Here is a 21,187-nt window from a genome sequence, read left to right on the forward strand (position 1 = left end):
CTTGGGTTGAAGCCTTTCCTTTGTGACCCGCCGTATCGGGTGCCACAGGCCGTAAATAAAAGCGGCCGAATCCGCAGATATCGGCCGCTTTGTGTCCCCAACCTATAGGGAATTTCTTACGGCTATTTAAGCTGTGTAAGTAAGTAGGCAAACGCCAGGCTATTTAGTTCCGCAGCTTGATGATTATCTGCAGCACCGGCATGGCCGCCTTCGATATTTTCATAATAAAGCACGTCCATCCCCATGGATTCCATCTTGGCGACCATCTTGCGGGCATGGCCCGGATGTACCCTGTCATCACGGGTGGAAGTGGTGAAGAACACCTTGGGATAACGTTTGTTCTTGTCCAGATTGTGGTAAGGCGAATACCCCTTGATGTAGTCCCATTGTTCGGCCACATCCGGGTTGCCATATTCACCCATCCAACTGGCTCCTGCGAGCAACTGATTGAAACGCTTCATATCCAGCAAGGGAACCTGACAAACTACGGCATTATACAGATCGGGACGGCGGGTAAAGGCGGCCCCCATCAACAGACCACCGTTGCTGCCACCCTGGATCCCCAAGTGGCGGCTGGAGGTGATCTTACGGGCAATCAGATCTTCGGCGATGGCTTCAAAATCTTCATAGGCTTTATGGCGATTTTGCTTCAAGGCCGCCTGATGCCAGGCCGGTCCATATTCACCACCACCACGGATGTTGGCCAGTACGTAAACACCGCCCTGCTCCAACCAGTTTTTGCCTATGGTGGCCGAGTACTTGGGTCTCAGTGAAACCTCAAAGCCGCCATAGCCATAAAGGAGTGTCGGATTGGCACCGTTAAGCTTGGTTTCCTTGCCCATGACCACAAAGTAAGGGACCCGGGTTCCATCTTTGGACGTGGCGAAGTGCTGCTCGGTGACAAACTTGCTGCCATCAAAACCCTCGGGCATGGCCTTGAGCTTGTTGAATTTCAGACTGCCACCATCCACCTCGTACAGACTCGGAGGCTCAAGGAAACTGGTGTAGTCGACAAAAAAGCTGTCGCTGTCCTGACGGGGATCGGTCAGGGTCAGGCTACCATTGCTGGGAAAATCCACGGCACTGACCTGCCACTGGCCGTTGGCATCCATACGCAGGCGCTCCAGGCGGCTTTTGACATTATCCAGCCAGTTAACAAAGATGCCGGCGCGGGTAAAGCTTACCTGGTTGATAGAGGCAGTTGGCGTCGGGCTGACCAGCAGTGCATAGTGCGGCGTCGCAGACACCAGGCTGTCGACATCGGCATAAACTACCGCCCCCTGTGGGAAGGCCTCTTTGCCCTGTTTCAGCTCACTCTTGAGTTCAAGGAAGAGTTTGCCCTGATAGTAACCGGCGATGGTCGCATCTTCCGGTACATTCAGCGCGGTGAGTTTGCCATCCTGATAAACCTGATGACGGGAGGTGAAAAAGGTCGGGAATTCGCTGATAAGTGCCAGGGGTTTGATACCGTCGTACAGCACCTGAGCGCCGACGGCAACCGAAGCCTGCTCGCCACGGAAGACAAGCTTGGCATCCTTGAGGGGCGTGCCCCTCTGCCAGAGCTTAACCTGCTTGGGATAACCTGAGTCCGTCATGGAGCCCGGGCCGAAATCGGTGCCGATAAACACCTTGTTCTCGTCCAGCCAGGTCAAATCGGATTTGGCCTCGGGGACCCAGTACTGGTTTTCGCTGACGAACTTGCCGGCGGTCAGGTTGAATTCACGCACCTCAACCGCATCGGCGCCGCCACGGGACAGACTGACAAAGCAGCGCTCGTTTTTGGGATACTGGCAATTGAAACCTTTATAAACCCAGTTGACGCCCTCATCCCTGCCCAAGGCATCTATATCCAGCACAGTGTGCCAATTGGGGCTGTCCTTGGCGTACTCCTCCCGGCTGGTGGTGCGCAAGATCCCCCGTGGATGTTCATCGTCCTTCCAAAAGTTATAAAGCTGGGCATTGATCCTGAAGGCATACGGAATTCGGGCCTTGTCATTGAGAATGGCGAGGCTGTTGCTCACCAGGGTGTCAAATCCGGGATAGGCCTTGATTTCCTCGGCCGAGCGCTGATTGTGGCTTTTGACCCAGGACATGGGCTTGGCGCCTTCAACGTCCTCAAGCCAAAGGAAGGCATCTTCCTCGGCTTTGAGTGATTGGCTGGCTGCCAACAATGACAGCAGCAATAGGGTGTGTTTCATGTTGCAGTTCCATCTGAAGATAAAACCACAAAGCTATAACAAAAGCTGCCGGGAGCAAACCACTAATTTGTTTCGGGATTTGAACCGTCGACTTCGGCAAATGCGGCTGACACCCTGGCAAGCAAGTCAGCAAACTGCAAACGCTCTTTTTGACTGAGTTTGGCCATCAGGGCCGCTGTCAGCGCCCTGTGCTTGCGATCATGCTCATCGAACACCGCCCGCCCTGCTTCGGTGAGGGCTATCAGCAAGGAGCGCCGATCCTCAGGGTTGGCCTGGCGCTCAACCAGGCCAAGCGCTTCCAATTTATCAATGCGACTGGTGAGCGTTCCCAGAGTGACATGATTGAGTTTGGCCAGATCTGTCATGCGTCTGGGACCGTGTACTCCCAGCATCTCTATGGTGTGGACCCATGACAGCGGCAAACCGCTCTCACCCACGGTATCGTGCTCCCAACCGGAAAATTTTTCATAAAAGTCGAGAAGTTGATAGTGCAGCTCAGTGGTGTTGGCCATGCTGACTCCGGCATTCTGTCGCGGTACAGACGTTGACCTCAACCGTGATATGGTCCACATGCAGTTCACGGGACAACAACTCATGGTATTCCTCTGTGGGCCGCGGACTGTGGGTTACCAGGCTCACCATCAGGGCACTGTGGTTGGCGCTGACCGGCCACACATGCAGATCGGCCACCTGATGATCCGGCAAGGCCTCAAGTAATTGCTTAGCCAGGCGGGCATCATCATCGTCTTCCATGGCATCGAGCAGTACCGGACTGGTATGTACAACCAGGCCCCAGGCCCAGCGGCCGATAATAATGGCACCCACTATGCCCATCACAGGGTCCAGCCAGTTCAGACCGGCGTACTTTCCGGCAAGCAAGGCGGCAATGGCCAGCACAGAGGTCAGCGCATCGGCCAGCACATGCATATAGGCGGCATGGAGGTTGTGGTCGTGGTGATGATGGTCTTCGGCGCCATGCTCAAGGTGTTCATGGCTATGTTCATGGCTATGTCCATGATTGTGGTCATGGTTGTGGTCATGATGGCCATGTTCATGATGATGGTGATGGTGGTGATGCGCATCTTTCAACAGCCAGGCACTGAGCAAGTTAACACCAAGACCTATCATGGCCACCACTATGGCTTCATTGAAATGGATTTCATGGGGTGAAACCAGGCGACTGCCGGACTCCACCACCATCATCAAGGCCACCAATCCCAGGGCGATGGCACTGGTAAATCCGCCCAGTACGCCTACCTTGCCGGTACCAAAGGCAAAGGCCGGGTTGTCCCGGTGCTTACGTGCATAGTGATAGGCAAACAGTGTGATCACAAAAGCCGCAACGTGGGTGGCCATGTGCCAGCCATCGGCAAGCAACGCCATGGAGCCGAACACAGTACCGGCGGCGATTTCAGCCACCATGGTGACAAAGGTCAGATAAAGCACGTAGCGGGTGCTGCGTTCTGCCGATTCCTGCTGGGACAGGAAACCATGGGCATGCTGCCATCGTTTAATGGAATGGGGCTTGGCTGAGGGAGAATTAAGGGCCATAACTGCGTCCGGAAATTAAAATTTTTACTTATGCTGTAGCGGGAATAATATTTGATCTCCATATAGTTTGACAATCAAAGTATTTGGCCGCCTACCGGAAGCAGATAAATATGTCTTTCCCTTGCTCGTTACCAAGACGCTGGGCAAGATAAATAACCCTTTGAGGCAGAAAGAACGTTTGAGATAGAAGCCATTCCGGCACAGCTCAATTCCCAAGGAGATTCCATGAAGCATAGTTTGATGGCCGCCCTAATCGCCCTGTCCAGTCTGACCACCTTGGCGGCTACCGAATCCGATCCTCAACAATCCATGCCACAACAATCCATTCCACAAATAGAGCTGGCAATCCAAAGCGCCGGCGATTTTGTCGCGGCAGAGCCGGTCAAGATGTTTCCAGCACCGCAAGCCGGCATGAGACAATGGGTACTGACCTTGCCGACGCTGGCGGATGAAGTCGACTGGATGGTGGAAATCCAGATTGGCCAAACCCAGTGGCTGGACTGTAACAAACACAGCCTGAAGGGCGAATTGAAAACCCTGACCCTGGAAGGCTGGGGTTACCCGTATTACCGGGTGGATGAACTCAGTGAGGGGCCCAGTACCCTGCGCGCCTGTTTCGAACTGGCAAAACAGCAAGGCTTCGTCGCCCTGCCCGGCAGCCTGAGGCTCAACTATAACAGCCGCATGCCAATCGTTTTCTACCTGCCGGAAAACGCCGAGCTCAGATACAGGCTCTGGCGGGCTCAGGAAAACTTCCGCAGCACATCAAAACCACAGGGAACCAGGCCATAACCGCAATTTGGGCTTGAATCTTGTTTGGCTTTAGGGCACAAAGGTGCCCTTTTATTTTCAAGGCGCCCAGCTATGACACAACTTCATTTGCCCACACTGGTTTTGGTTGAACCGGCCAGACCCGCCAACGTTGGTGCCTGCGCCCGGGCCATGAAAACCATGGGCTTCTCCCGGCTTGTGCTGGTCAACAGCCAATGTTACCTGCAGGACGAAGCACAATGGGTCGCCCATGGAGCCACAGAGATTTTGGAATCGGCCCGTGTGGTTGACAGTTTGGCGGCTATTCGGCCTGAATTTGATCTTCTGGTAGGCACCACGGCCCGGGAGCGGGGTTCGCCAAGGCACTACCTGGCACCGGATGAACTGGCACAGACCCTGGCTGCCAAGGCAAGCCAGAAAACCGCTTTGGTCTTTGGCCGCGAAAGCAGCGGTCTGAACAATCAGGAGCTGGCCCTTTGCGATCTGCTCAGCTATGTGCCACAGCAATGCGAATATCCGTCATTGAATCTGGGGCAAGCCACCATGCTCTACTGTTACGCTCTCTCAGATGCGCAAAAACGACTGGGACTGCAAAACACAGCAGCACCGGCACCACAGCTGCAGGCGCTCAAACACAAGACCCAAAGTTTGCTCGACCAGTTACCTTTAAGCGCCAATGATAAGCTGACGCCCTGGCTGATGGAGGGCTTGTCGTTGCTGTCGGATAGGGACTGTCGCCTTGCCCATCAACTGGTGGGAGATTTGCTTGAGAAACTCAAACAGAATACTCAGAGATAAACGGCACTGACGCCGGACTGCTGCTGACCCATAATTGAAACTACCAGCGGTTGTTACACTTCAGGCCATGATTTTCAGCAATAGTGCCAGCCTTTTCCACGCTCTTAGGCCAGCAAAAGGCGGCAGCATTAAACTGCCGGGCTTGTCGCTTTGTCTTGCTCTGGTGCTGTTTTTGAGTGCTTGTACTCCCAATGCAGAGGATCTTTGGAAGGACTACCAGGACCGCCTTGAGCGGGTACTGGTGCAAAGTCTAAGTTCAAAAACCACTCCCTCTGACGTGCCCGTTTTTGTCCCGCCTCCCAAGCGTCGTTGGCCCGATGCTCAGGTCAACATTTCCCTGCTGCAACTGGCCAAAATTGCCCAGTGCCCATTGGGGCGATTGATTGCCGAGCACAATAACAGCCTTGGCAAGGTCGCACAGCCAAGCCAGCGTTTGGCATACCAGCTGAATTTTATTCGCCTTGCCCCCGAATGCATTGCTTCCCTCAATAAGGCCCAGTCGGACGAGGCCGCGCTAAGGAGCGTGCTGCAAGCCGAACGGCAGGCCAAGATAGGCAGCGCGATGCAGGACTTACGGTTTATGCTGGAGCAGGACAGCACTCTGAGGCAAAAACTCGCTCCGGGCCACGGACTTGACAGTCGGCAACCACTAGGGGGCTTGAGCGAGACCCAATTGGCATTCAATATGCTGTTTGTACTCAAACAAGCCATTGCACTGGCTGACTGGGAGAAGCTCAACACCGAGTCTGTGGAGCAAGCCCTGGGCGAGTTGCACCGCAGTGACCTTATAGCCGGATATATGCTAAGCCTGGCCCAGAGCCTGACGGCACTTGAAGGTCTCAACCAGGAGCTCTCCCAGGCCAAGGGGTTTTTATGTCAACCGGGACGCAATAAAAACCGTCAGGAAATACTGCTCAATGTGCTCAACAAGGTTTTCATTGGCCGGCTCCAACCCTTTCTGGGGGCGCTGGACACAATACAGTTTGAATTGGGCCCGGCTCTGCTTGACCTGTACACAGGCACAGCCTATGAAGTGCAATTGCAGTTTTATTTTGGCGAGTTGCCAGACTCAGCAATGACCAGGCTGAAAGCGGCCATCAAAGAACACATAGCTTTGTGGCAACAACTGCAGCAATCCTGCCGTATGGAGTTGGCTCCGGGCAGTGCCGGCGGCGAGCAAGCAACTTCGCAGGAATAAATTTTCCGGGAGCCATAGATTGTGGTGCTGCAAGCAGCCAATATAGAGTTTTTGCAGTGCGGCGCCATTCGGGGCCCGCAGATATCCGGAAGCAGCCATGGCAGATCCTAAAACCCTCATCCAGTTGATAGAAACCCAGTTTGGCAAGGGGCATCAATCCCTTGGCTACGATTCATTGAAAATCCAGGATGATGGCGTCAACGGCAGCTTTCAGATCACCTATGGTCGCTGCCAGGCCAAAGAGCAGGACAAGCTCAGATATCTTATTGAAATGTATGTTGAAAACGAAGGTGTTTTCAGTGATGACTTTGTTCCCTTCCTTGACAGGATAGGTACTGAATCCCTGGTCAGTCACGAGGGTTTTCATCAACTGTTGGTACAGGCCGCCAACGACGACCCCATAATGCGCCAAACCCAGGACGCCTTCTTCGATACCTTTTACTGGGATCCGGCCAAGGCTTGGTGCGAGGCCCACGGCTTGATGTGTCCGCTATCTTTGCTGGTGATCTACGACTCCTTCGTTCAGTCCGGATGCGTGCCTTTATTCCTGCGCAAGCGTTTCAGTGAAAAGCCACCTTCCAAGGGCGGAGACGAGCATAAGTGGCTGGCGGCCTACGTGGAAGCCCGGCACCAATGGCTCAAATACCACAAACGCCGGGAACTGCGCGCCGGCACGGCCCATACCCAGATGTTCCGCGCTGAAATGGCGCGAGGAAATTGGGACTTAAGCCAGACACCAATAATGGTGGAAGGGGTGCCGATCGGTTAAGCTGCCTTAGCCCTGGCGGGCGAGAAACTGGTTAATAAGCTGCGCAATCTTGGTATGAAAGCGTTCTTCCAGGCTGTCAATTTCCAAGTCGAACAGTTCCAGATAACGGTCAGCCTGCTCCCTTGAAAGCTGACGATTGGCGATAGAGAATTCCAGTTCGGGTAGGGTTTTATCCAGCCTGGGTTCCAGACGCCATTGGCATACACCCGGCGCAAGCGCCTGAACCGATCGCTGTGCCAGAGCGCAAAAAGCCGCGATATGACTCAGCCCGTCAGGCCCCAGGCAACCCGGCTCAAGTCTGGCCAGCAGGGTCAATTGCATTTGTTGTTCATTCATTGATCTTTCATCCAGGGTTTTCGCTTTCTGTTCGAGTATATCCTACTGGCCGCTGTCGTGGATTTGTCATTTCACTGGCATGTGTCTGTCATACTCCGTCACTAGGCTCGTTGGCAATTTCCAAAGCAACATTTACAAAGTAACAGCCATCTGGAGCAAGCATGAGTAAGGCGACTTTCGACCCCACCCGCTATAACAACAGCAATAACACTTCCTTTGCCGAGGTGCTGGACAAGCATCTGTCACGCCGTCATTTCGTCAAGAGCGGCCTTGGCCTTGGCGCCCTCACCGCCTTCGGCGGCTTTGGCCTTGCCGGTTGCAACTCGGATGACAAGACTACGCCAACCCCAACTGATCCCGTGCCTCCCACTCCGGTGCCACCGGCCAGGAGCAGTGTCTCTCTTGGATTCAATTCCATCCCCGGCTCCCTGACCGATGCAGTGACCATCCCCGAAGGCTACAAGGCTCAGATCCTGGCCCCCTGGGGCACGCCGCTCAACGACAAGGCCGCCCCCTGGAAGGCCGATGGCAGCAACACAGCTGAGGATCAGGCCAATTCCGTTGGTCAAAACCACGACGGCATGCACTTCTTTCCCTTAAATGACGCAGCCGATGACGGCCTGCTGTGTATCAACCATGAATACATAGAGCAAGATGCTCTGCATCCCATGGGCCCGACCCTGGATGCCGACACCGGCCTGCGCAATGTCATCGATGAAGTACGCAAAGAAATCAATGCCCATGGCATCACTGTTGTTCGTATCCGTCTGGTGGAGGGCAACTGGACTGTGGTGACCAACGACAGCCATAACCGCCGCATTACCGGTGCCAGTACCTTTGATATTGCCGGCCCGGTCGCCTACAGCGAGCACCTGGTCACACCTTTCTCACCCGATGGCAGTCAAGCCCGCGGCACCTTAAACAACTGTGGCAACGGTTACACCCCCTGGGGTACCTATTTAACCTGCGAAGAAAACTGGCCCGAGTATTTCGTCAACAAAGGAGAACTGACCGAGTCCCAAAAACGCATAGGTATAGGTACCAGCAAGACCCGCTATGGCTGGGCCGATCTGGCCGGCCATGAAGAAGAGCGCGTGGATGAATTTGCCCGCTTCGATGTCACCGCAACCGGCGCCGGCGCCCTTTATGACTATCGCAATGAAGCCAACGGTTATGGCTACATTGTGGAAATAGACCCCTACAGCCCCAACGCCCGTGGCGTGAAACGTACCGCCCTTGGTCGTTTCCGCCATGAGGGCTGTACCTTCGGTAAACTGGAAGAAGGCAAAAGCCTGGTGTTTTACTCGGGCCACGATTCCCGCTTTGAATACCTGTACAAGTTTGTCTCCAAGGCGAGCTGGAGCGAAGCGGATGCCAAGCCTGCCAACCGCCTGGCCACGGGCGCCAAGTATATGGATGATGGTGTACTCTATGTGGCACGCTTTAACGAAGACGGCAGCGGTACCTGGCTGGCGCTGGAACCCGGTTCAAGCACTCAGGATGGCAAAACCCTTGCCGACTATTTTGCCACTCAGGCCGACATACTGCTCAATACCCCTGGGGCGGCGGATCTTCTGGGGGCCACCCCCATGGACAGACCCGAGTGGTGCGCCGTCGACCCCTTCACCGGCAGCGCCTATCTGACCCTGACCAATAACAGCAAACGCACCGAAGCCAACCCCGCCAACCCCAGGCTTAAGAATAACTTCGGCCACATTATTCGCTGGGACGAAGGCGCTTCGGATACCGAATTCAACTGGGATATTTTTGTCTTTGGTGCCCCAACAGACAATGCCGATTATAACCTGTCAAACCTGAGTGAATTCAATCAGTTCGCCAGCCCCGATGGATTGTCCTTCGACAAGCGCGGCATTCTCTGGATCCAAACCGATAACGGTGCCAGTGAAGTTACCTCCTACACCAACGATCAGATGCTGGCCGTTGTCCCATCCACACTGACGGATGGTGACGGTAAGCAACAGACCATAGGTGAGGCAAATCAGACCGAACTGCGACGCTTCTTTGTTGGCCCCAATGGCTGCGAAGTAACGGGCTTTGCCATCAGCCCGGATTATCGCAGTGTGTTCGCCAATATCCAGCATCCGGATAACTGGCCCGTATCCAACGATGCCACTGAGGCCACGCCGGCCGGCGAGCGCATCAGGCCAAGGGCTGCGACCGTGGTGATCCGCAAGCTTGATGGCACCGAAGTCGGCGTCTGATGGCAGAAACAGCAAGGCCGGCAAATGCCGGCCTTGTTCTTAATGGGGTGATTTACCACGTAAATTTCAAGTTAAGAGGCTTGAATTTTAACCAAGGCAAACTTATCTTGGAGTGAGTTCGGAGCGTAGCTCAGTCTGGTAGAGCACTGCCTTCGGGAGGCAGGGGCCGCAAGTTCGAATCTTGTCGCTCCGACCAATTCAGTCTTTTTCGGTGGAATCAAGCGCCATATGCTCTGCAAAGCGCTGCAACAAGCCGTCACGGACACTCATATCGGTACTGGGCCTGCGGCTGCGTCCCAGCAGCGAACATTCAATAAAGAGATCAAACCACATTCCCAGCGCCTCTGCGTTAGCTTTCTCCCCCATGGCATCCAATACCATGGCAGCCACCTCGGCAGTGCCAAACTGAAAATCCCGCTGTCCCTTGCGCAGGGCGTAACGGGCAACGGTTGCCGCATCAAATGACAGCAAGGGCAAACCCGCCAGATAGGGGCTTTTACGGAACATTTTCACCGCCTCGCGCCAGCTGCCGTCGAGCATCACGAACAGCGGCCGCTTGCCAAGCGCGAACAGGGATTGACTGTTAATTTCCCCAAGTACCTGCTGACCTTCGGTGGCGTACTCTCCAGGAAACACCACGAACGGCTGGTAGCGCGGGTCTGACAACAAGGCCAGCACTTCCGGAGCGACTTCGGTTCGGGACCAGAGAAAAGCATGGGTGTCCGGCACCAGATCTGCAATCAAGCGGCCGCTGTTGGTGGGTTTGAGCACCTCATCATCGTACATCAACAGCAGGAAGGCCGCGTTGCTGTTAAGCAAGGCACGGGCACCGCAGGTGCAATAACGTTCCGACAGTAGACACTGACCACAGCGTTTGAGACTCTTTCCCCTGGCGGTAAAAGGTCGGGTGGAGATGGATTTGCGGTATTGATAAAGCCTGTGAACCGCATGTTCCGGCAATAGCTGCACCGGCAGTGACATAGTGGGTTCCGGCTGTGACATTTATGGCTTCCGCTGTGATGGGTTTGGACACCGGATACATTTTCCGGGGAGCGCAAGTCTAGCGGCAGCAAACAGGCGCTGCAAGAGGCTGCAGAGACAAAAAAGCCACGGGCTTGAGTCCGTGGCTGATGTTGGAGCGACTTCCAGTCAGAGAATGCGACGCAGCAGGAAGTCCGCCTTGAGACGCTTGATGCGGTTCATGATCTTCTTCACCGGCTTGGGGTAGCTCTGCAGCGTGTCAACCTGGCTGTAATGATAGAGTCTCTGGGTATGGAGCAGTATATGCCGTTGCTCCGCCTCGAATTGCTCTCGCCATTGGCCTTCTGTGTCATGGAGCAACAAACCATTTTCCAGATCCAGCGCCCAGGCCCGTGGATTGAGATTGGAGCCTGTGATCAAATGCCGCTTGCCGTCACAGCTGATGCCCTTCAGATGGAAGCTGTTGTCCTCGTGCTTCCACAGGTGCACATTGAGCAGACCGGCATCTACGGCCCACTGCTGACGTTTCACAAACTTGCGCAGTGACTGCTCATACAGATAAGGCAAGGCGCCAATGGTGCTGAATTCGCGCTCCGGTGGGATATAAAAATCATTGGCCGTTTTGTCTCCGACCACTATGTCGATCCTTATTCCCTGACGCAGTTTTTTCGCCAGGGCCCGTACCAGCGGATAAGGCGGATTAAAATAAGGGGTGCAAATAAACAGCTGTTCGTTGGCCTCTTCAACCAGATCGAGCACAGCCTTGTTCAGGGCATTGTGTTTGCGCCCAAGACCCACCAGAGGGGTGATCCTCGCCCCTTGGGTGACAGAGTCAAACCGATATTGACCTGCTGCAAGTCGCTGCTTGAAACTGCGAATGTCGGTCTTCTCGGGCAGCACTTCCGATTCGGCGCACTGGGTCAGTGACGACACCGCCGGATCGGCCACTATGTGCGCATCGATATAGCTGCGCATGGACTCGGCCAACTGGGCGTTTTCAATCAGGTGGTAGCGATCAAAACGGTAACGCCCCTGTTGCTGCAGGTAAACGTTATTTAGGCTGGCACCACTGTAAATCACCGCATCATCGATGACGAAACCTTTGAGGTGCAGTACCCCCATAAATTCGCGCGATTTTACCGGCACCCCGAGAATGTCGATACAGTGCTCGGCTTCGCTCATTACCCTGCGGTACATCAGATAGTTACCGCTGTCACCCGTGTGGCCTATCAGACCTCGACGGGCACGGTGAAAATCGACCAGAACCTTGACCTTGAGTTCGGGATTGCGCGCCTTGGCAGCCATCAGTGCCTGCAGCACTTCCCTACCCGCTTCATCATCTTCCAGATACAGGGCAGCCAGATATATAGAATGCCTTGCCTGAGCGATTCGCTCCAGCAAACTGTTTTTGAAATTGGTCGGGGTTAGCAGCCATTGCATTTGGTCAGGCTGCAGGGCAATTCCACCCAGCTTATCCAGCAAGGTATCCTCCTTAGGGCTGGTTGCGGCACTCAAGGATGAGGCATCCAATACAGATCCAAAGCGCCTCTTAACAGAGCAATGCTTTGGCCAGGCTCCCACGGCATGACAACGGGGAACCGGGGGTAGAAATTACCGGCTTAACCGGGTGGCAGCAACCTTTTTCTGGCCCGGGCGTGTAAAAGACTGCTGAATTTGCTCGAAAAAACATCACGACCTAGACCTGGCGCGCTGCTTTTCAAGGCAAGGGTTCAAAAAAGGCCTCCCATGGGAGGCCTTTTATCCGAGCAATGCGTTAGAACAGCTCAGCACCCGGCTCCATGATACATCCGGCGCCGGCATTCACCTGACTCAGGTGCCAACGGGCCCTTGGCAGCAATTTTTCCAGGTAGAAGCGACAGAATGCGGCTTTTTGCTGCGCAAACGATGCATCTGCTTCTTCCTGGGCGAGTGCGGCCATTTTAATCCAGTAATAGCCGTAAAGGCTGAAGCCAAAGGCATCAAGATAGTCTACCGCTACGCTATTGATCAGTGCCGGTTGTTCGCGCTTGGCTTCGTTTATGTTGCCGGCGCTGGCAATCAGATCGTCGAGTAATACGAGCAGTTCGCCGGCCTTGTCCTGCCACTCTGGAGCCAAGGCCGCAAGCTCAGCCTTCAATTCAGCGATAAACTCGTTCAGCGTCGCGAGGTTATCCCCGGTAACCTTACGGCCCAGAAAATCAATGGCCTGAATACCATTGGTGCCCTCATAAATCTGCGCGATGCGGGTATCGCGGACAAACTGCTCTATCCCTGTCTCGCGGATATAACCGGCACCGCCAAATACCTGCTGCGCCATGATGCAGGCGTCCAGACCACGATCGGTCAGGAAAGCCTTGGCAACCGGAGTCAGCAGTCCCACAAAGCGGGCGGCCTTGTCGCGCTCGGCTTCATCTTCGGAAAACTTTGCCAGATCCAATTGCATGCCCGCGTCGACGGCGAGCGCTCGTCCGGCTTCAGTGAGGCTTCGGATGGTAAGCAGCATGCGGCGCACATCACCATGGACCAGAATGGGATCGGCCGCGGCAGTTGAACCCGTGGCGGCCAGCCCCTGCAGACGCTCCTTGGCGTAGTCTGTAGCCATCTGCGATGCCGCCTGGGCACTGCCCAGCCCCTGAATACCTATGGCCAGGCGCTCGTAGTTCATCATGGTAAACATGCAGGCCAGACCGCGATCGGCTTCGCCGATAAGGAAACCACGGGCATTGTCGAAGTTCATCACGCAGGTGGCCGAGCCCTTGAGACCCATCTTGTGCTCAATGGAACCCACGCTGACGCCATTGTTTTCGCCCAGACTGCCATCGTCATTGACCTTGAGTTTGGGGACCAGAAACAGTGACAATGACTGGCTGCCGACCAGCTTGGCCAAAACCAGGTGCACCACGTTTGAGGTGAGGTCCTGATCGCCACCGGTAATAAAAATCTTGCTGCCGCTGATAAGGAAAGAACCATCGTCCTGGGGCTCGGCACGGGTGCGGACACCGCGCAGATCGGAGCCCGCCTGGGGTTCGGTCATGTCCATGGCCCCGGCCCACTCACCGCTGTAGAGCTTGGGCAAATACAAATCCTTCAGTTCATCACTGCCGTGGGCATTGAGAGCCAGTGCGGCGCCGGCGGTCAAAGAGCTGTACAGGTTGAAGGCATTGCAGACGCTGTAGCCCATTTCATCAACCAGCACGCCGAGCATTTTCGGCATGCCCATACCACCAAACTCGGGATCGCCACAAAAGCCTACCCAGCCACCTTCCATAAAGGCCTGATAGGCCTCCTTGTAGCCGTCCGGGGTGATCACAGTACCGTCTTCAAACCTGACTCCCTGCTCATCTCCCGCCCGGTTGATGGGCTGCACTATGTCGCGATTAAGCTTGGCCGCCTCTTCGAGGATGGCCATTGCTGTATCCAGGTCGACTGTCTCAGCCAGTTGCGGCAGACGCTGCCAAATGGCAGGTGCTTTGAAGACCTTGTCGAGCAAAAAGCGCATTTCGTTAAGCGGAGCAGAATAGGGATACATGGCGACTCTCAAACATTAGATTAAAACAGTTGTTTTAATTTAGCCTGATTCAGTGCCGAACACAATGGCAACAGGGGGATTATCCAAACGCTTTTTCCGGTCGCTGCCAACAAACCGGGACTTTTCGCAATGCAGGAAAGCCGCTGGGTGAAAATAAAAAGCCCCTACAATGAAGGGGCCTGAACAAAACTACCACATAAGATCGTCGGGGATCACATAATCTGCGTAGGGATCCTCTTCTTCCAATGCCGGGTTGCTGTCTTCCGGCTTCCACAGGTAACCACACCAGTCAGGCACCAGCAGATTGACCCGTTCGGCCAATTTGTGCGGCACTAAGAAGCTGCTGTCTTCCAACCTGACGATACCCAGTTGGCCCCCCAGTAACTGGGCCTGGATCCGCTCTGTGATAAACAAGGGATAAATTTTGTTGTTCAGTGTGTAGTTGAACTTAAGCTCGGCCCCCGCGGGCGGTTTGATGGCACAGCGTTTGACTTCAGTCACCAGGCTGCGTACCTGGCCCCGGGCCTGGGCCTCCTGGAAACGCTGCTCATTGAGTGCCCTGTCCTGCTCAGCCTGGCGCTTCTTTTGCTCGGCGATACTTTGTTTCAGGGTAGCTGAGCCGTCGTCCACGTTGGATTTGCGGTCACGGCGCTTCTGGGTTTTAACGTCCTTAACCTTTTGTTTGCTGGCAAGCCCTGCCTTCAGCAGTTGCTCCTGTAATGCGTTAGCCATTTTTCACTCTCAACTTGTCGTGTTCTTTTACTTTATGCCATCTTGCCAAGGCCCGACATGGCAATGCTGGCGCCACCAAGGGACCAGCCACCATCAACGGGCATGACGATACCTGTAATATACGCAGCCTGTGGCGAGGCCAGGAACATGGCCGCATTGGCTATGTCCACACCTTCACCATTGCGTCCCAAAGGCACGCTTTTGGCGACCCTGGCCTGTAATTCCTCTGACGGCGCCAGGCGATTAAAACCTTCGGTATGGGCTATGGGCCCGGGCACTATGGAATTGATCCTTATGCCTTCAGGCCCCCATTCCATCGCCAGGGTGCGGGTCAGCATGTCAACTCCTGCTTTGGCCGCACAGACATGGGCCTGCATCGGCATGGGCACAAAGGCCTGGGGAGCTGAGATCTGCACTATGGCGCCTGGGCGCTGCATCATGCCATAGGCGCATTTGAGCACCTGAAAGCTGCCCAGCAGATCTATGTCCATCACAGCCTTGAAGCCGTTGGGGCTGAGATCTTTGGCGCTGGCTGGAAAGTTGCCGGCAGCACCACTTATCAGCACATCCAGTTTACCGAAGGCGTGTTCAACCTCGGCAAAACCGGCGCTGAGTGCCTCCATATCACGGACATCAAAGCTAACCCCCAGATGTTGCCCCCGGGGGTTGACCTTGTGCAGGGCTTCCACTGTGCGGGCAACTTTTTCAGGATCGCGACTACCCACGGCAACCGAGGCACCGTGGCCGGCAAACGCCAGGGCTATGCTGAGATTGATGCCACTGGTACCCCCAACAACGAAGACCTTCTTTCCATCAAAATTGAACATAACCTGACTCCTTTGTGATGCCGTTCCTATCTCTTACAAGCCTCGCCCCTTACAAACCTTGGCCCTTACAGGCCTTGAATAGAGGCGTGGATATCCTTGAGCGCCTGCAGCGGATCCGCTGCCTTGGTGATGGGGCGGCCAATGACCAGGTAATCCGATCCGGCCTCCAGCGCCTTGGCGGGGGTCATAATTCTGTGCTGATCGCCCGCATCGCTGCCAGCGGGACGAATCCCTGGGGTGATTAACTTAAATTCCTGTCCCAACTGTTGTTTGAGCATAGTCGCTTCCTGGGCCGAACACACCACCCCGTCCAGCCCCGCTTGCTTGGTCAAGCCCGCCAGGCGTTTGACATGCTCTGCCGCAGGCACATTGATGCCCAGCAACTTGAGATCGTCATCGCTCATGGAGGTCAGCACCGTCACCGCAATCAACCAGGGCGCTTGCTCACCGTAGGGCTCCAGAGCCTTGCGGGCCGCTTCCATCATGGCGAGTCCACCGCCGGCGTGCACATTGACCATCCACACGCCGAGCTCGGCGGCGGCGGCCACCGCTTTGGCGACCGTGTTGGGAATATCATGGAATTTCAAATCCAGGAACAATTCAAAGCCACGTCCCTGAAAATCCCTGACCAATTCGGGACCAAACAGGGTGAACATTTCTTTGCCGACCTTAAGACGGCACATGGCGGGATCCAGTTTGTCGACCAGCTGCAGGGCGGCATTGCGATCATCAAAATCCAATGCGACCAGAATGGGGGTATCTCTCATCTTGTCTCCCGATGTTTCTTTGGTACAGGTGCTCACCGTCCTATTCTCCGTCTAAGCCCCTGATCCGGCTGATGCTGCCCCAGGATTTACAGGAAGGGCAATGCCAATACAGGGTATGTGACGGGAAACCGCAGGAAGTGCAGCGGTAACTTGGACGGAATTTAATTTGTTGTTCTACCAGTTGCTCCAGCATGGCCAGGCTGTCTCTTGCCTGTCCGGGCTCGGCCTGGCGTATGTGCAATTGCATCAGGTGCTGAAAGCCCCGCATGGTCGGATGCCGATAAAGGGCATCCAATACCAGGCGTTCTGCATCCTTGGTCTTTCCTGAGCCGATCAAATGCTCGGCAAGGGCCACCACCACTGAGGCACCGGCACCATCGGCCACGGCCTGGGTCAGCAAATCGCGGTAGCCTTCCTTATCTTTAAGCTCATCATACACTTGCCGGGCAATTTTAAGCGCTTCGGGCAGCAGCTGCAGATCCACAGTGGCGAGCTCGGCCAGCATTCTTTTGGCCTCGGTATAATTGTCCTGCTTTAAATAGAGCTGCGCCAAACTCAGAAGTGCCCTACCACAACCGCCGTGCTGCTTCAGGGCCATGCCAAACAGTTTTATCTTGGCATCGGGCTCCATGGCCTCGTCGGCCAACTGACAGTAAAAATGGGCAATGGTGGGCTTAAGTGCCTGCTGGCGCTTGCGCGGCAGCCGTTTGGTGATATCTATGGCCTTTTGCCATTCCTTGGTGATCTGGTAGATGGCTATCAGCTGATTTTCGGCTTCTTCGCTGTGGTCTTCCTGCTTGACCAGGGTCAGGAAAATTTCCTCTGCCCTGTCATAGAAACCCGCGGCCTGGTAGTCCTTGCCCAGCTCCATCATAGCCAGATCCCGCTGCTCTGTGGTCAGGCTGGGACGGGCAATCAGGTTTTGGTGGATGCGAATGGAGCGGTCAACCTCGCCGCGTTTTCGAAATAAGGCGCCGAGGGACATATGGGTATCTATGGTTTCATCGTCCACGTCCAGCAGACTGATGAAGAGATCCACCGCCTTGTCCGACTCGTTGGACAGCAGAAAATTCAAGCCCGTGAAGTAGTCCCGGCTGAGCTGTTTGCTGCGACTGCTCTGATGTTGCCTAATACTGCGCCTGCCCATGTACCAGCCATAGGCCGCGGCAATTGGCAGCAGCAGAAACAGGATTTCCAGCATATCAGGACTTCACTTCACCTTCTGTGGTTACTGTCCCGGCAACCGTGGCCGACTCCAGCTTTGATAATTTACGTCTGGCTTTGGCGAGTGCCAGCTTCAGGCGGGTAATATGGTAGATGGCAAACAGCCAACACAGCAGGAAGCCCGCCAGGAAAACGCTCGCCAGCACCACAGGCAATCTGAATTCACCCTGGGCAACAAAATAACTGATGGTAACCATTTGCTCGTTGCGCGCGCCCAGCAGCAGCGCCAGAAAGAACAGCAAGGCGACAATCACGGTCGCGAAAAATGCCTTCACGTTATACTCCCTAAACGCGGTTCAATGGCCTGATTATCCAAGAATTTGAACACGCTGACCAGCACGGAAACCGGCCGGATACAAAAAAGCCTCCAAAAGGAGGCTTTTTTAAGCATTAAGACAATCACATGTTGACTGCGTCAACACGCTCGCGCAATTCCTTGCCTGGCTTGAAGTGCGGAACGTACTTGCCATCCAGTTCGACCGAAGACCCGGTTTTTGGGTTACGGCCAACGCGAGGAGCGCGGTAATGAAGGGAGAAACTGCCAAAGCCACGGATCTCGATACGATCACCGGTTTCCAATGTTGTTGCCATTTGCTCCAACATCTCTTTTACAGCGCCTTCCACTTCTTTCGCCGACAGTTGCGACTGCCTGGTGGCGAGTTTTTCGATCAGTTCGGATTTAGTCATCCTAGCTACCCCTATTATCAAGCCAAACACAGTCGCCTATGGGAGGGAGATAACCCTCCCATATGGCAGGCGAAATTACTTACGAGCTGCCTTAAAGGCTTCAGCCATAGCATTACTAATAACAGCGTCTTCTTGCTTGTTCAAGTTAGCCATAACTTCTTTTTCATCAGCTTCGTCTTTCGCTTTGATAGACAGGCTGATAGAACGGTTCTTGCGATCAACGCCCATGAACTTGGCTTCTACGCTGTCACCTACGCTGTAAACGGTAGATGCATCTTCGATACGCTCACGGCTGATGTCAGCTACACGGATGTAACCTTCAACAGTGTCGGCCAGCTCAACGGTTACGCCTTTGGCATCAACAGCAGTCACGGTACCGGTAACGATAGTACCTTTCTTCTTGTCGGCCAGGTAAGCGTTGAATGGATCGTCTTCAGTCTGCTTCACGCCCAGGCTGATACGCTCGCGCTCTGGGTCAACAGACAGAACCACGGCGTGGATTTCGTCGCCTTTCTTGTATTCGCCAACGGCGTCTTCGCCGGTGCCGTTCCAAGAGATGTCAGACAGGTGAACCAGACCGTCGATACCGCCGTCCAGACCGATGAAGATACCGAAGTCAGTGATAGACTTGATCTTACCGGAAACCTTGTCGCCCTTGTTGTAACGGTTGGCGAAATCTTCCCATGGGTTGGTCTTGCACTGCTTGAGACCCAGAGAAATACGACGACGCTCTTCATCGATGTCCAGAACCAGAACTTCAACTTCGTCACCCAGGTTAACAACCTTGGATGGGTGGATGTTCTTGTTGGTCCAATCCATTTCAGAAACGTGTACCAGACCTTCAACGCCTTCTTCGATTTCAACGAAGCAGCCGTAGTCAGTCAGGTTGGTCACGCGACCGGTCAGCTTGGTGTTTTCTGGGTAGCGCTTGCTGATTTCCAGCCATGGATCTTCACCCAGTTGCTTCAGACCCAGAGATACGCGGGTACGCTCGCGATCGTACTTCAGTACTTTCACGTTGATTTCGTCACCAACGTTTACGATCTCAGATGGGTGCTTAACGCGCTTCCAAGCCATATCGGTGATGTGCAGCAGGCCGTCAACACCGCCCAGATCTACGAACGCGCCGTAGTCGGTCAGGTTCTTAACGATACCTTTAACTGCTTGACCTTCTTGCAGGTTTTCCAGCAGAGCATCGCGCTCAGCGCTGCTCTCAGACTCGATAACTGCACGACGAGAAACAACAACGTTGTTGCGCTTCTGGTCCAGCTTGATAACTTTGAATTCCAGTTCTTTGTTTTCCAGGTGACCAGTGTCGCGTACTGGACGCACGTCAACCAGAGAACCAGGCAGGAACGCACGGATACCGTTCAGTTCAACGGTGAAACCGCCTTTAACCTTGCCATTGATGATACCGATAACGGTCTCAGCATCTTCGTAAGCTTTTTCCAGAACGATCCAGGCTTCGTGGCGCTTGGCTTTTTCGCGAGACAGTTGAGTCTCACCGAAACCGTCTTCAACGCTGTCCAGAGCTACGTCAACTTGGTCACCAACGGCGATTTCCAGAACGCCCTGGGCATTCTTGAACTGCTCGGCTGGGATTGGGCTCTCGGATTTCAGACCGGCGTCAACCAGTACCAGGCCGTTTTCGATGGCAACTACAGTACCACGAACGATAGAACCTGGACGGAATTCCAGTTGTTGAAGGGATTGTTCAAACAGATCAGCAAAAGATTCAGTCATGTTAAGTTACTTTAAGTAGTAATAAACCAGCATCCATCCTGGACCTGGAGTCAGTAATCAAACCCGCGTCTTCCCTGATGCGGATACCTATCTGGCCCCGGCCTACTGACCGGAAACCGATAATTGGATCTCGATGTAATCTATGGCCTTGGCCAGTACATCGTCTATGGCTATACCCGTGGTGTCTATCACCAGGGCATCCTCTGCCGGGACTAAGGGCGCAACCGGGCGGTTCATATCCCGCTCATCACGCTCGATTATCTCGGCTAAAAGGCGATCGATGTTAACATCGAAGCCCTTGTCCCGCAACTGATTATAGCGTCTTTGAGCCCGCTCTTCGGCCGATGCGGTCAAATAAATTTTTGCCGGTGCCGTGGGGAAAACCACAGTGCCCATATCACGACCATCGGCGATCAATCCCGGAGCCACATTAAAGGCACGCTGGCGGCGCAAAAGGGCCTCACGAACCCGTGGGAAAGCGGCCACTTTTGAAGCGGCGTTGGAGCACTCCTGGGAACGGATGGCACCGGTGACATCTTCCCCTTCGAGCACCACCTTGATGGCGTCTTTATCATTGCCGGTCAGAAACTGCACATCCAGATGTGCGGCCAGCAAGGTAAGGGCTTCTTCATTCTCCAGTTCTACATTGTGATGAATAGCTGCAAGTGCCAGTACCCGGTATATCGCACCACTGTCGAGCAATTGCCAGCCGAAATGTTTGGCAAGCAACTGGGCAATGGTTCCCTTACCGGCACCGCTTGGGCCGTCGATTGTGACTACAGGAGCCCGTTCAGACATAAATTCCTCCGCAATAAAAAACCATCTTCCATGAATGCACAAATGAGTTCACCGAA

20 protein-coding genes and 1 tRNA gene are annotated in these 21,187 nt (G+C 54.5%); 6 read left to right on the forward strand and 15 right to left on the reverse strand.

The features are described 5' to 3' along the window. Positions 1-122: 122 nt before the first annotated feature. The 3 genes from JYB84_RS08890 to dmeF all read right to left on the reverse strand — a co-directional run bounded on the left by JYB84_RS08890 (position 123) and on the right by dmeF (position 3,749). Positions 123-2,198, reverse strand: a complete 2,076-nt coding sequence (locus tag JYB84_RS08890; RefSeq protein ID WP_207323026.1) for a prolyl oligopeptidase family serine peptidase — start codon at positions 2,196-2,198, stop codon at positions 123-125. A gap of 62 nt (positions 2,199-2,260) precedes the next feature. Then, a complete protein-coding gene (locus JYB84_RS08895; RefSeq protein ID WP_207323027.1) occupies positions 2,261-2,710 on the reverse strand; it encodes a MarR family winged helix-turn-helix transcriptional regulator in 450 nt (149 codons plus the stop codon). Further along, a complete protein-coding gene (gene dmeF / locus JYB84_RS08900) occupies positions 2,694-3,749 on the reverse strand; it encodes a CDF family Co(II)/Ni(II) efflux transporter DmeF (RefSeq protein ID WP_207323028.1) in 1,056 nt (351 codons plus the stop codon). The genes JYB84_RS08895 and dmeF overlap by 17 nt, the downstream gene beginning before the upstream one ends. A gap of 225 nt (positions 3,750-3,974) precedes the next feature. On the opposite strand from dmeF, the gene eco reads away from it, so the two are divergent. The 4 genes from eco to JYB84_RS08920 all read left to right on the forward strand — a co-directional run bounded on the left by eco (position 3,975) and on the right by JYB84_RS08920 (position 7,285). Beyond that, the gene (eco, locus tag JYB84_RS08905; RefSeq protein ID WP_207323029.1) at positions 3,975-4,541 is read left to right on the forward strand and encodes a serine protease inhibitor ecotin; all 567 of its coding nucleotides are present in this window, start codon (positions 3,975-3,977) and stop codon (positions 4,539-4,541) included. Positions 4,542-4,613: 72 nt separating this feature from the next. Further along, complete coding sequence (locus JYB84_RS08910; protein ID WP_207323030.1) at positions 4,614-5,318, forward strand: tRNA/rRNA methyltransferase; 705 nt, start codon at positions 4,614-4,616, stop codon at positions 5,316-5,318. A gap of 172 nt (positions 5,319-5,490) precedes the next feature. After that, positions 5,491-6,516, forward strand: a complete 1,026-nt coding sequence (locus tag JYB84_RS08915) for a DUF3080 family protein (protein ID WP_207323031.1) — start codon at positions 5,491-5,493, stop codon at positions 6,514-6,516. Between the two features lie 97 nt (positions 6,517-6,613). Continuing rightward, on the forward strand, positions 6,614-7,285 hold the full coding sequence (locus JYB84_RS08920) for a chitosanase (RefSeq protein ID WP_207323032.1): 672 nt from the start codon (positions 6,614-6,616) through the stop codon (positions 7,283-7,285). 6 nt (positions 7,286-7,291) lie between these two features. On the opposite strand, the gene JYB84_RS08925 is transcribed toward JYB84_RS08920, so the two are convergent. Continuing rightward, positions 7,292-7,621 (reverse strand): hypothetical protein, encoded by a 330-nt coding sequence (locus tag JYB84_RS08925; protein WP_207323033.1) that lies wholly within the window; start codon positions 7,619-7,621, stop codon positions 7,292-7,294. A gap of 161 nt (positions 7,622-7,782) precedes the next feature. Between JYB84_RS08925 and JYB84_RS08930 the strand changes: the two genes are divergently transcribed. Both JYB84_RS08930 and JYB84_RS08935 read left to right on the forward strand, forming a co-directional pair. Then, the gene (locus tag JYB84_RS08930) at positions 7,783-9,843 is read left to right on the forward strand and encodes a PhoX family protein (protein ID WP_207323034.1); all 2,061 of its coding nucleotides are present in this window, start codon (positions 7,783-7,785) and stop codon (positions 9,841-9,843) included. 119 nt (positions 9,844-9,962) lie between these two features. Next, positions 9,963-10,039 (forward strand) — tRNA-Pro (locus JYB84_RS08935). Positions 10,040-10,041: 2 nt separating this feature from the next. Here the strand turns inward: JYB84_RS08935 and JYB84_RS08940 are convergent. From JYB84_RS08940 to cmk, 11 genes are all read right to left on the reverse strand, one after another. Beyond that, positions 10,042-10,845 carry a tRNA-uridine aminocarboxypropyltransferase gene (locus tag JYB84_RS08940; RefSeq protein WP_228290930.1) on the reverse strand — a complete coding sequence of 268 codons (804 nt, stop codon included), beginning with the start codon at positions 10,843-10,845 and terminating at the stop codon, positions 10,042-10,044. Positions 10,846-10,992: 147 nt separating this feature from the next. Then, the gene (pssA, locus tag JYB84_RS08945) at positions 10,993-12,306 is read right to left on the reverse strand and encodes a CDP-diacylglycerol--serine O-phosphatidyltransferase (protein ID WP_207323035.1); all 1,314 of its coding nucleotides are present in this window, start codon (positions 12,304-12,306) and stop codon (positions 10,993-10,995) included. 292 nt (positions 12,307-12,598) lie between these two features. Next, positions 12,599-14,353, reverse strand: coding sequence for an acyl-CoA dehydrogenase C-terminal domain-containing protein (locus JYB84_RS08950; RefSeq protein WP_207323036.1), 1,755 nt, complete (start codon positions 14,351-14,353; stop codon positions 12,599-12,601). A 189-nt stretch (positions 14,354-14,542) separates the two neighbouring features. Next, a complete protein-coding gene (locus JYB84_RS08955; protein ID WP_207323037.1) occupies positions 14,543-15,085 on the reverse strand; it encodes a DUF2058 domain-containing protein in 543 nt (180 codons plus the stop codon). A gap of 32 nt (positions 15,086-15,117) precedes the next feature. Then, the gene (locus JYB84_RS08960) at positions 15,118-15,912 is read right to left on the reverse strand and encodes an SDR family oxidoreductase (RefSeq protein WP_207323038.1); all 795 of its coding nucleotides are present in this window, start codon (positions 15,910-15,912) and stop codon (positions 15,118-15,120) included. A 65-nt stretch (positions 15,913-15,977) separates the two neighbouring features. Beyond that, a complete protein-coding gene (pyrF, locus tag JYB84_RS08965; protein WP_207323039.1) occupies positions 15,978-16,679 on the reverse strand; it encodes an orotidine-5'-phosphate decarboxylase in 702 nt (233 codons plus the stop codon). A gap of 40 nt (positions 16,680-16,719) precedes the next feature. Beyond that, positions 16,720-17,880, reverse strand: a complete 1,161-nt coding sequence (gene lapB / locus JYB84_RS08970) for a lipopolysaccharide assembly protein LapB (RefSeq protein WP_207323040.1) — start codon at positions 17,878-17,880, stop codon at positions 16,720-16,722. Between the two features lies 1 nt (position 17,881). Beyond that, positions 17,882-18,178 carry a LapA family protein gene (locus tag JYB84_RS08975; RefSeq protein WP_207323041.1) on the reverse strand — a complete coding sequence of 99 codons (297 nt, stop codon included), beginning with the start codon at positions 18,176-18,178 and terminating at the stop codon, positions 17,882-17,884. A 124-nt stretch (positions 18,179-18,302) separates the two neighbouring features. Continuing rightward, on the reverse strand, positions 18,303-18,590 hold the full coding sequence (gene ihfB, locus JYB84_RS08980) for an integration host factor subunit beta (protein WP_207323042.1): 288 nt from the start codon (positions 18,588-18,590) through the stop codon (positions 18,303-18,305). 75 nt (positions 18,591-18,665) lie between these two features. Beyond that, the gene (gene rpsA, locus JYB84_RS08985) at positions 18,666-20,333 is read right to left on the reverse strand and encodes a 30S ribosomal protein S1 (protein WP_207323043.1); all 1,668 of its coding nucleotides are present in this window, start codon (positions 20,331-20,333) and stop codon (positions 18,666-18,668) included. Positions 20,334-20,435: 102 nt separating this feature from the next. Continuing rightward, positions 20,436-21,131, reverse strand: coding sequence for a (d)CMP kinase (gene cmk / locus JYB84_RS08990; RefSeq protein WP_207323044.1), 696 nt, complete (start codon positions 21,129-21,131; stop codon positions 20,436-20,438). Positions 21,132-21,187: the final 56 nt, after the last annotated feature.

The organism is Shewanella cyperi, assembly GCF_017354985.1.
Lineage (GTDB): Bacteria > Pseudomonadota > Gammaproteobacteria > Enterobacterales > Shewanellaceae > Shewanella > Shewanella cyperi.

Excerpts from the sequence above, each read along its gene's own strand:
- JYB84_RS08890 (WP_207323026.1), bottom strand. The coding sequence starts at position 2,198 with ATGAAACACACCCTATTGCTGCTGTCATTGTTGGCAGCCAGCCAATCA.
- JYB84_RS08895 (WP_207323027.1), bottom strand. The coding sequence starts at position 2,710 with ATGGCCAACACCACTGAGCTGCACTATCAACTTCTCGACTTTTATGAA.
- dmeF (WP_207323028.1), bottom strand. The coding sequence starts at position 3,749 with ATGGCCCTTAATTCTCCCTCAGCCAAGCCCCATTCCATTAAACGATGG.
- eco (WP_207323029.1), top strand. The coding sequence starts at position 3,975 with ATGAAGCATAGTTTGATGGCCGCCCTAATCGCCCTGTCCAGTCTGACC.
- JYB84_RS08910 (WP_207323030.1), top strand. The coding sequence starts at position 4,614 with ATGACACAACTTCATTTGCCCACACTGGTTTTGGTTGAACCGGCCAGA.
- JYB84_RS08920 (WP_207323032.1), top strand. The coding sequence starts at position 6,614 with ATGGCAGATCCTAAAACCCTCATCCAGTTGATAGAAACCCAGTTTGGC.
- JYB84_RS08925 (WP_207323033.1), bottom strand. The coding sequence starts at position 7,621 with ATGAATGAACAACAAATGCAATTGACCCTGCTGGCCAGACTTGAGCCG.
- JYB84_RS08930 (WP_207323034.1), top strand. The coding sequence starts at position 7,783 with ATGAGTAAGGCGACTTTCGACCCCACCCGCTATAACAACAGCAATAAC.
- JYB84_RS08940 (WP_228290930.1), bottom strand. The coding sequence starts at position 10,845 with ATGTCACAGCCGGAACCCACTATGTCACTGCCGGTGCAGCTATTGCCG.
- JYB84_RS08950 (WP_207323036.1), bottom strand. The coding sequence starts at position 14,353 with ATGTATCCCTATTCTGCTCCGCTTAACGAAATGCGCTTTTTGCTCGAC.
- JYB84_RS08955 (WP_207323037.1), bottom strand. The coding sequence starts at position 15,085 with ATGGCTAACGCATTACAGGAGCAACTGCTGAAGGCAGGGCTTGCCAGC.
- JYB84_RS08960 (WP_207323038.1), bottom strand. The coding sequence starts at position 15,912 with ATGTTCAATTTTGATGGAAAGAAGGTCTTCGTTGTTGGGGGTACCAGT.
- pyrF (WP_207323039.1), bottom strand. The coding sequence starts at position 16,679 with ATGAGAGATACCCCCATTCTGGTCGCATTGGATTTTGATGATCGCAAT.
- lapB (WP_207323040.1), bottom strand. The coding sequence starts at position 17,880 with ATGCTGGAAATCCTGTTTCTGCTGCTGCCAATTGCCGCGGCCTATGGC.
- ihfB (WP_207323042.1), bottom strand. The coding sequence starts at position 18,590 with ATGACTAAATCCGAACTGATCGAAAAACTCGCCACCAGGCAGTCGCAA.
- rpsA (WP_207323043.1), bottom strand. The coding sequence starts at position 20,333 with ATGACTGAATCTTTTGCTGATCTGTTTGAACAATCCCTTCAACAACTG.
- cmk (WP_207323044.1), bottom strand. The coding sequence starts at position 21,131 with ATGTCTGAACGGGCTCCTGTAGTCACAATCGACGGCCCAAGCGGTGCC.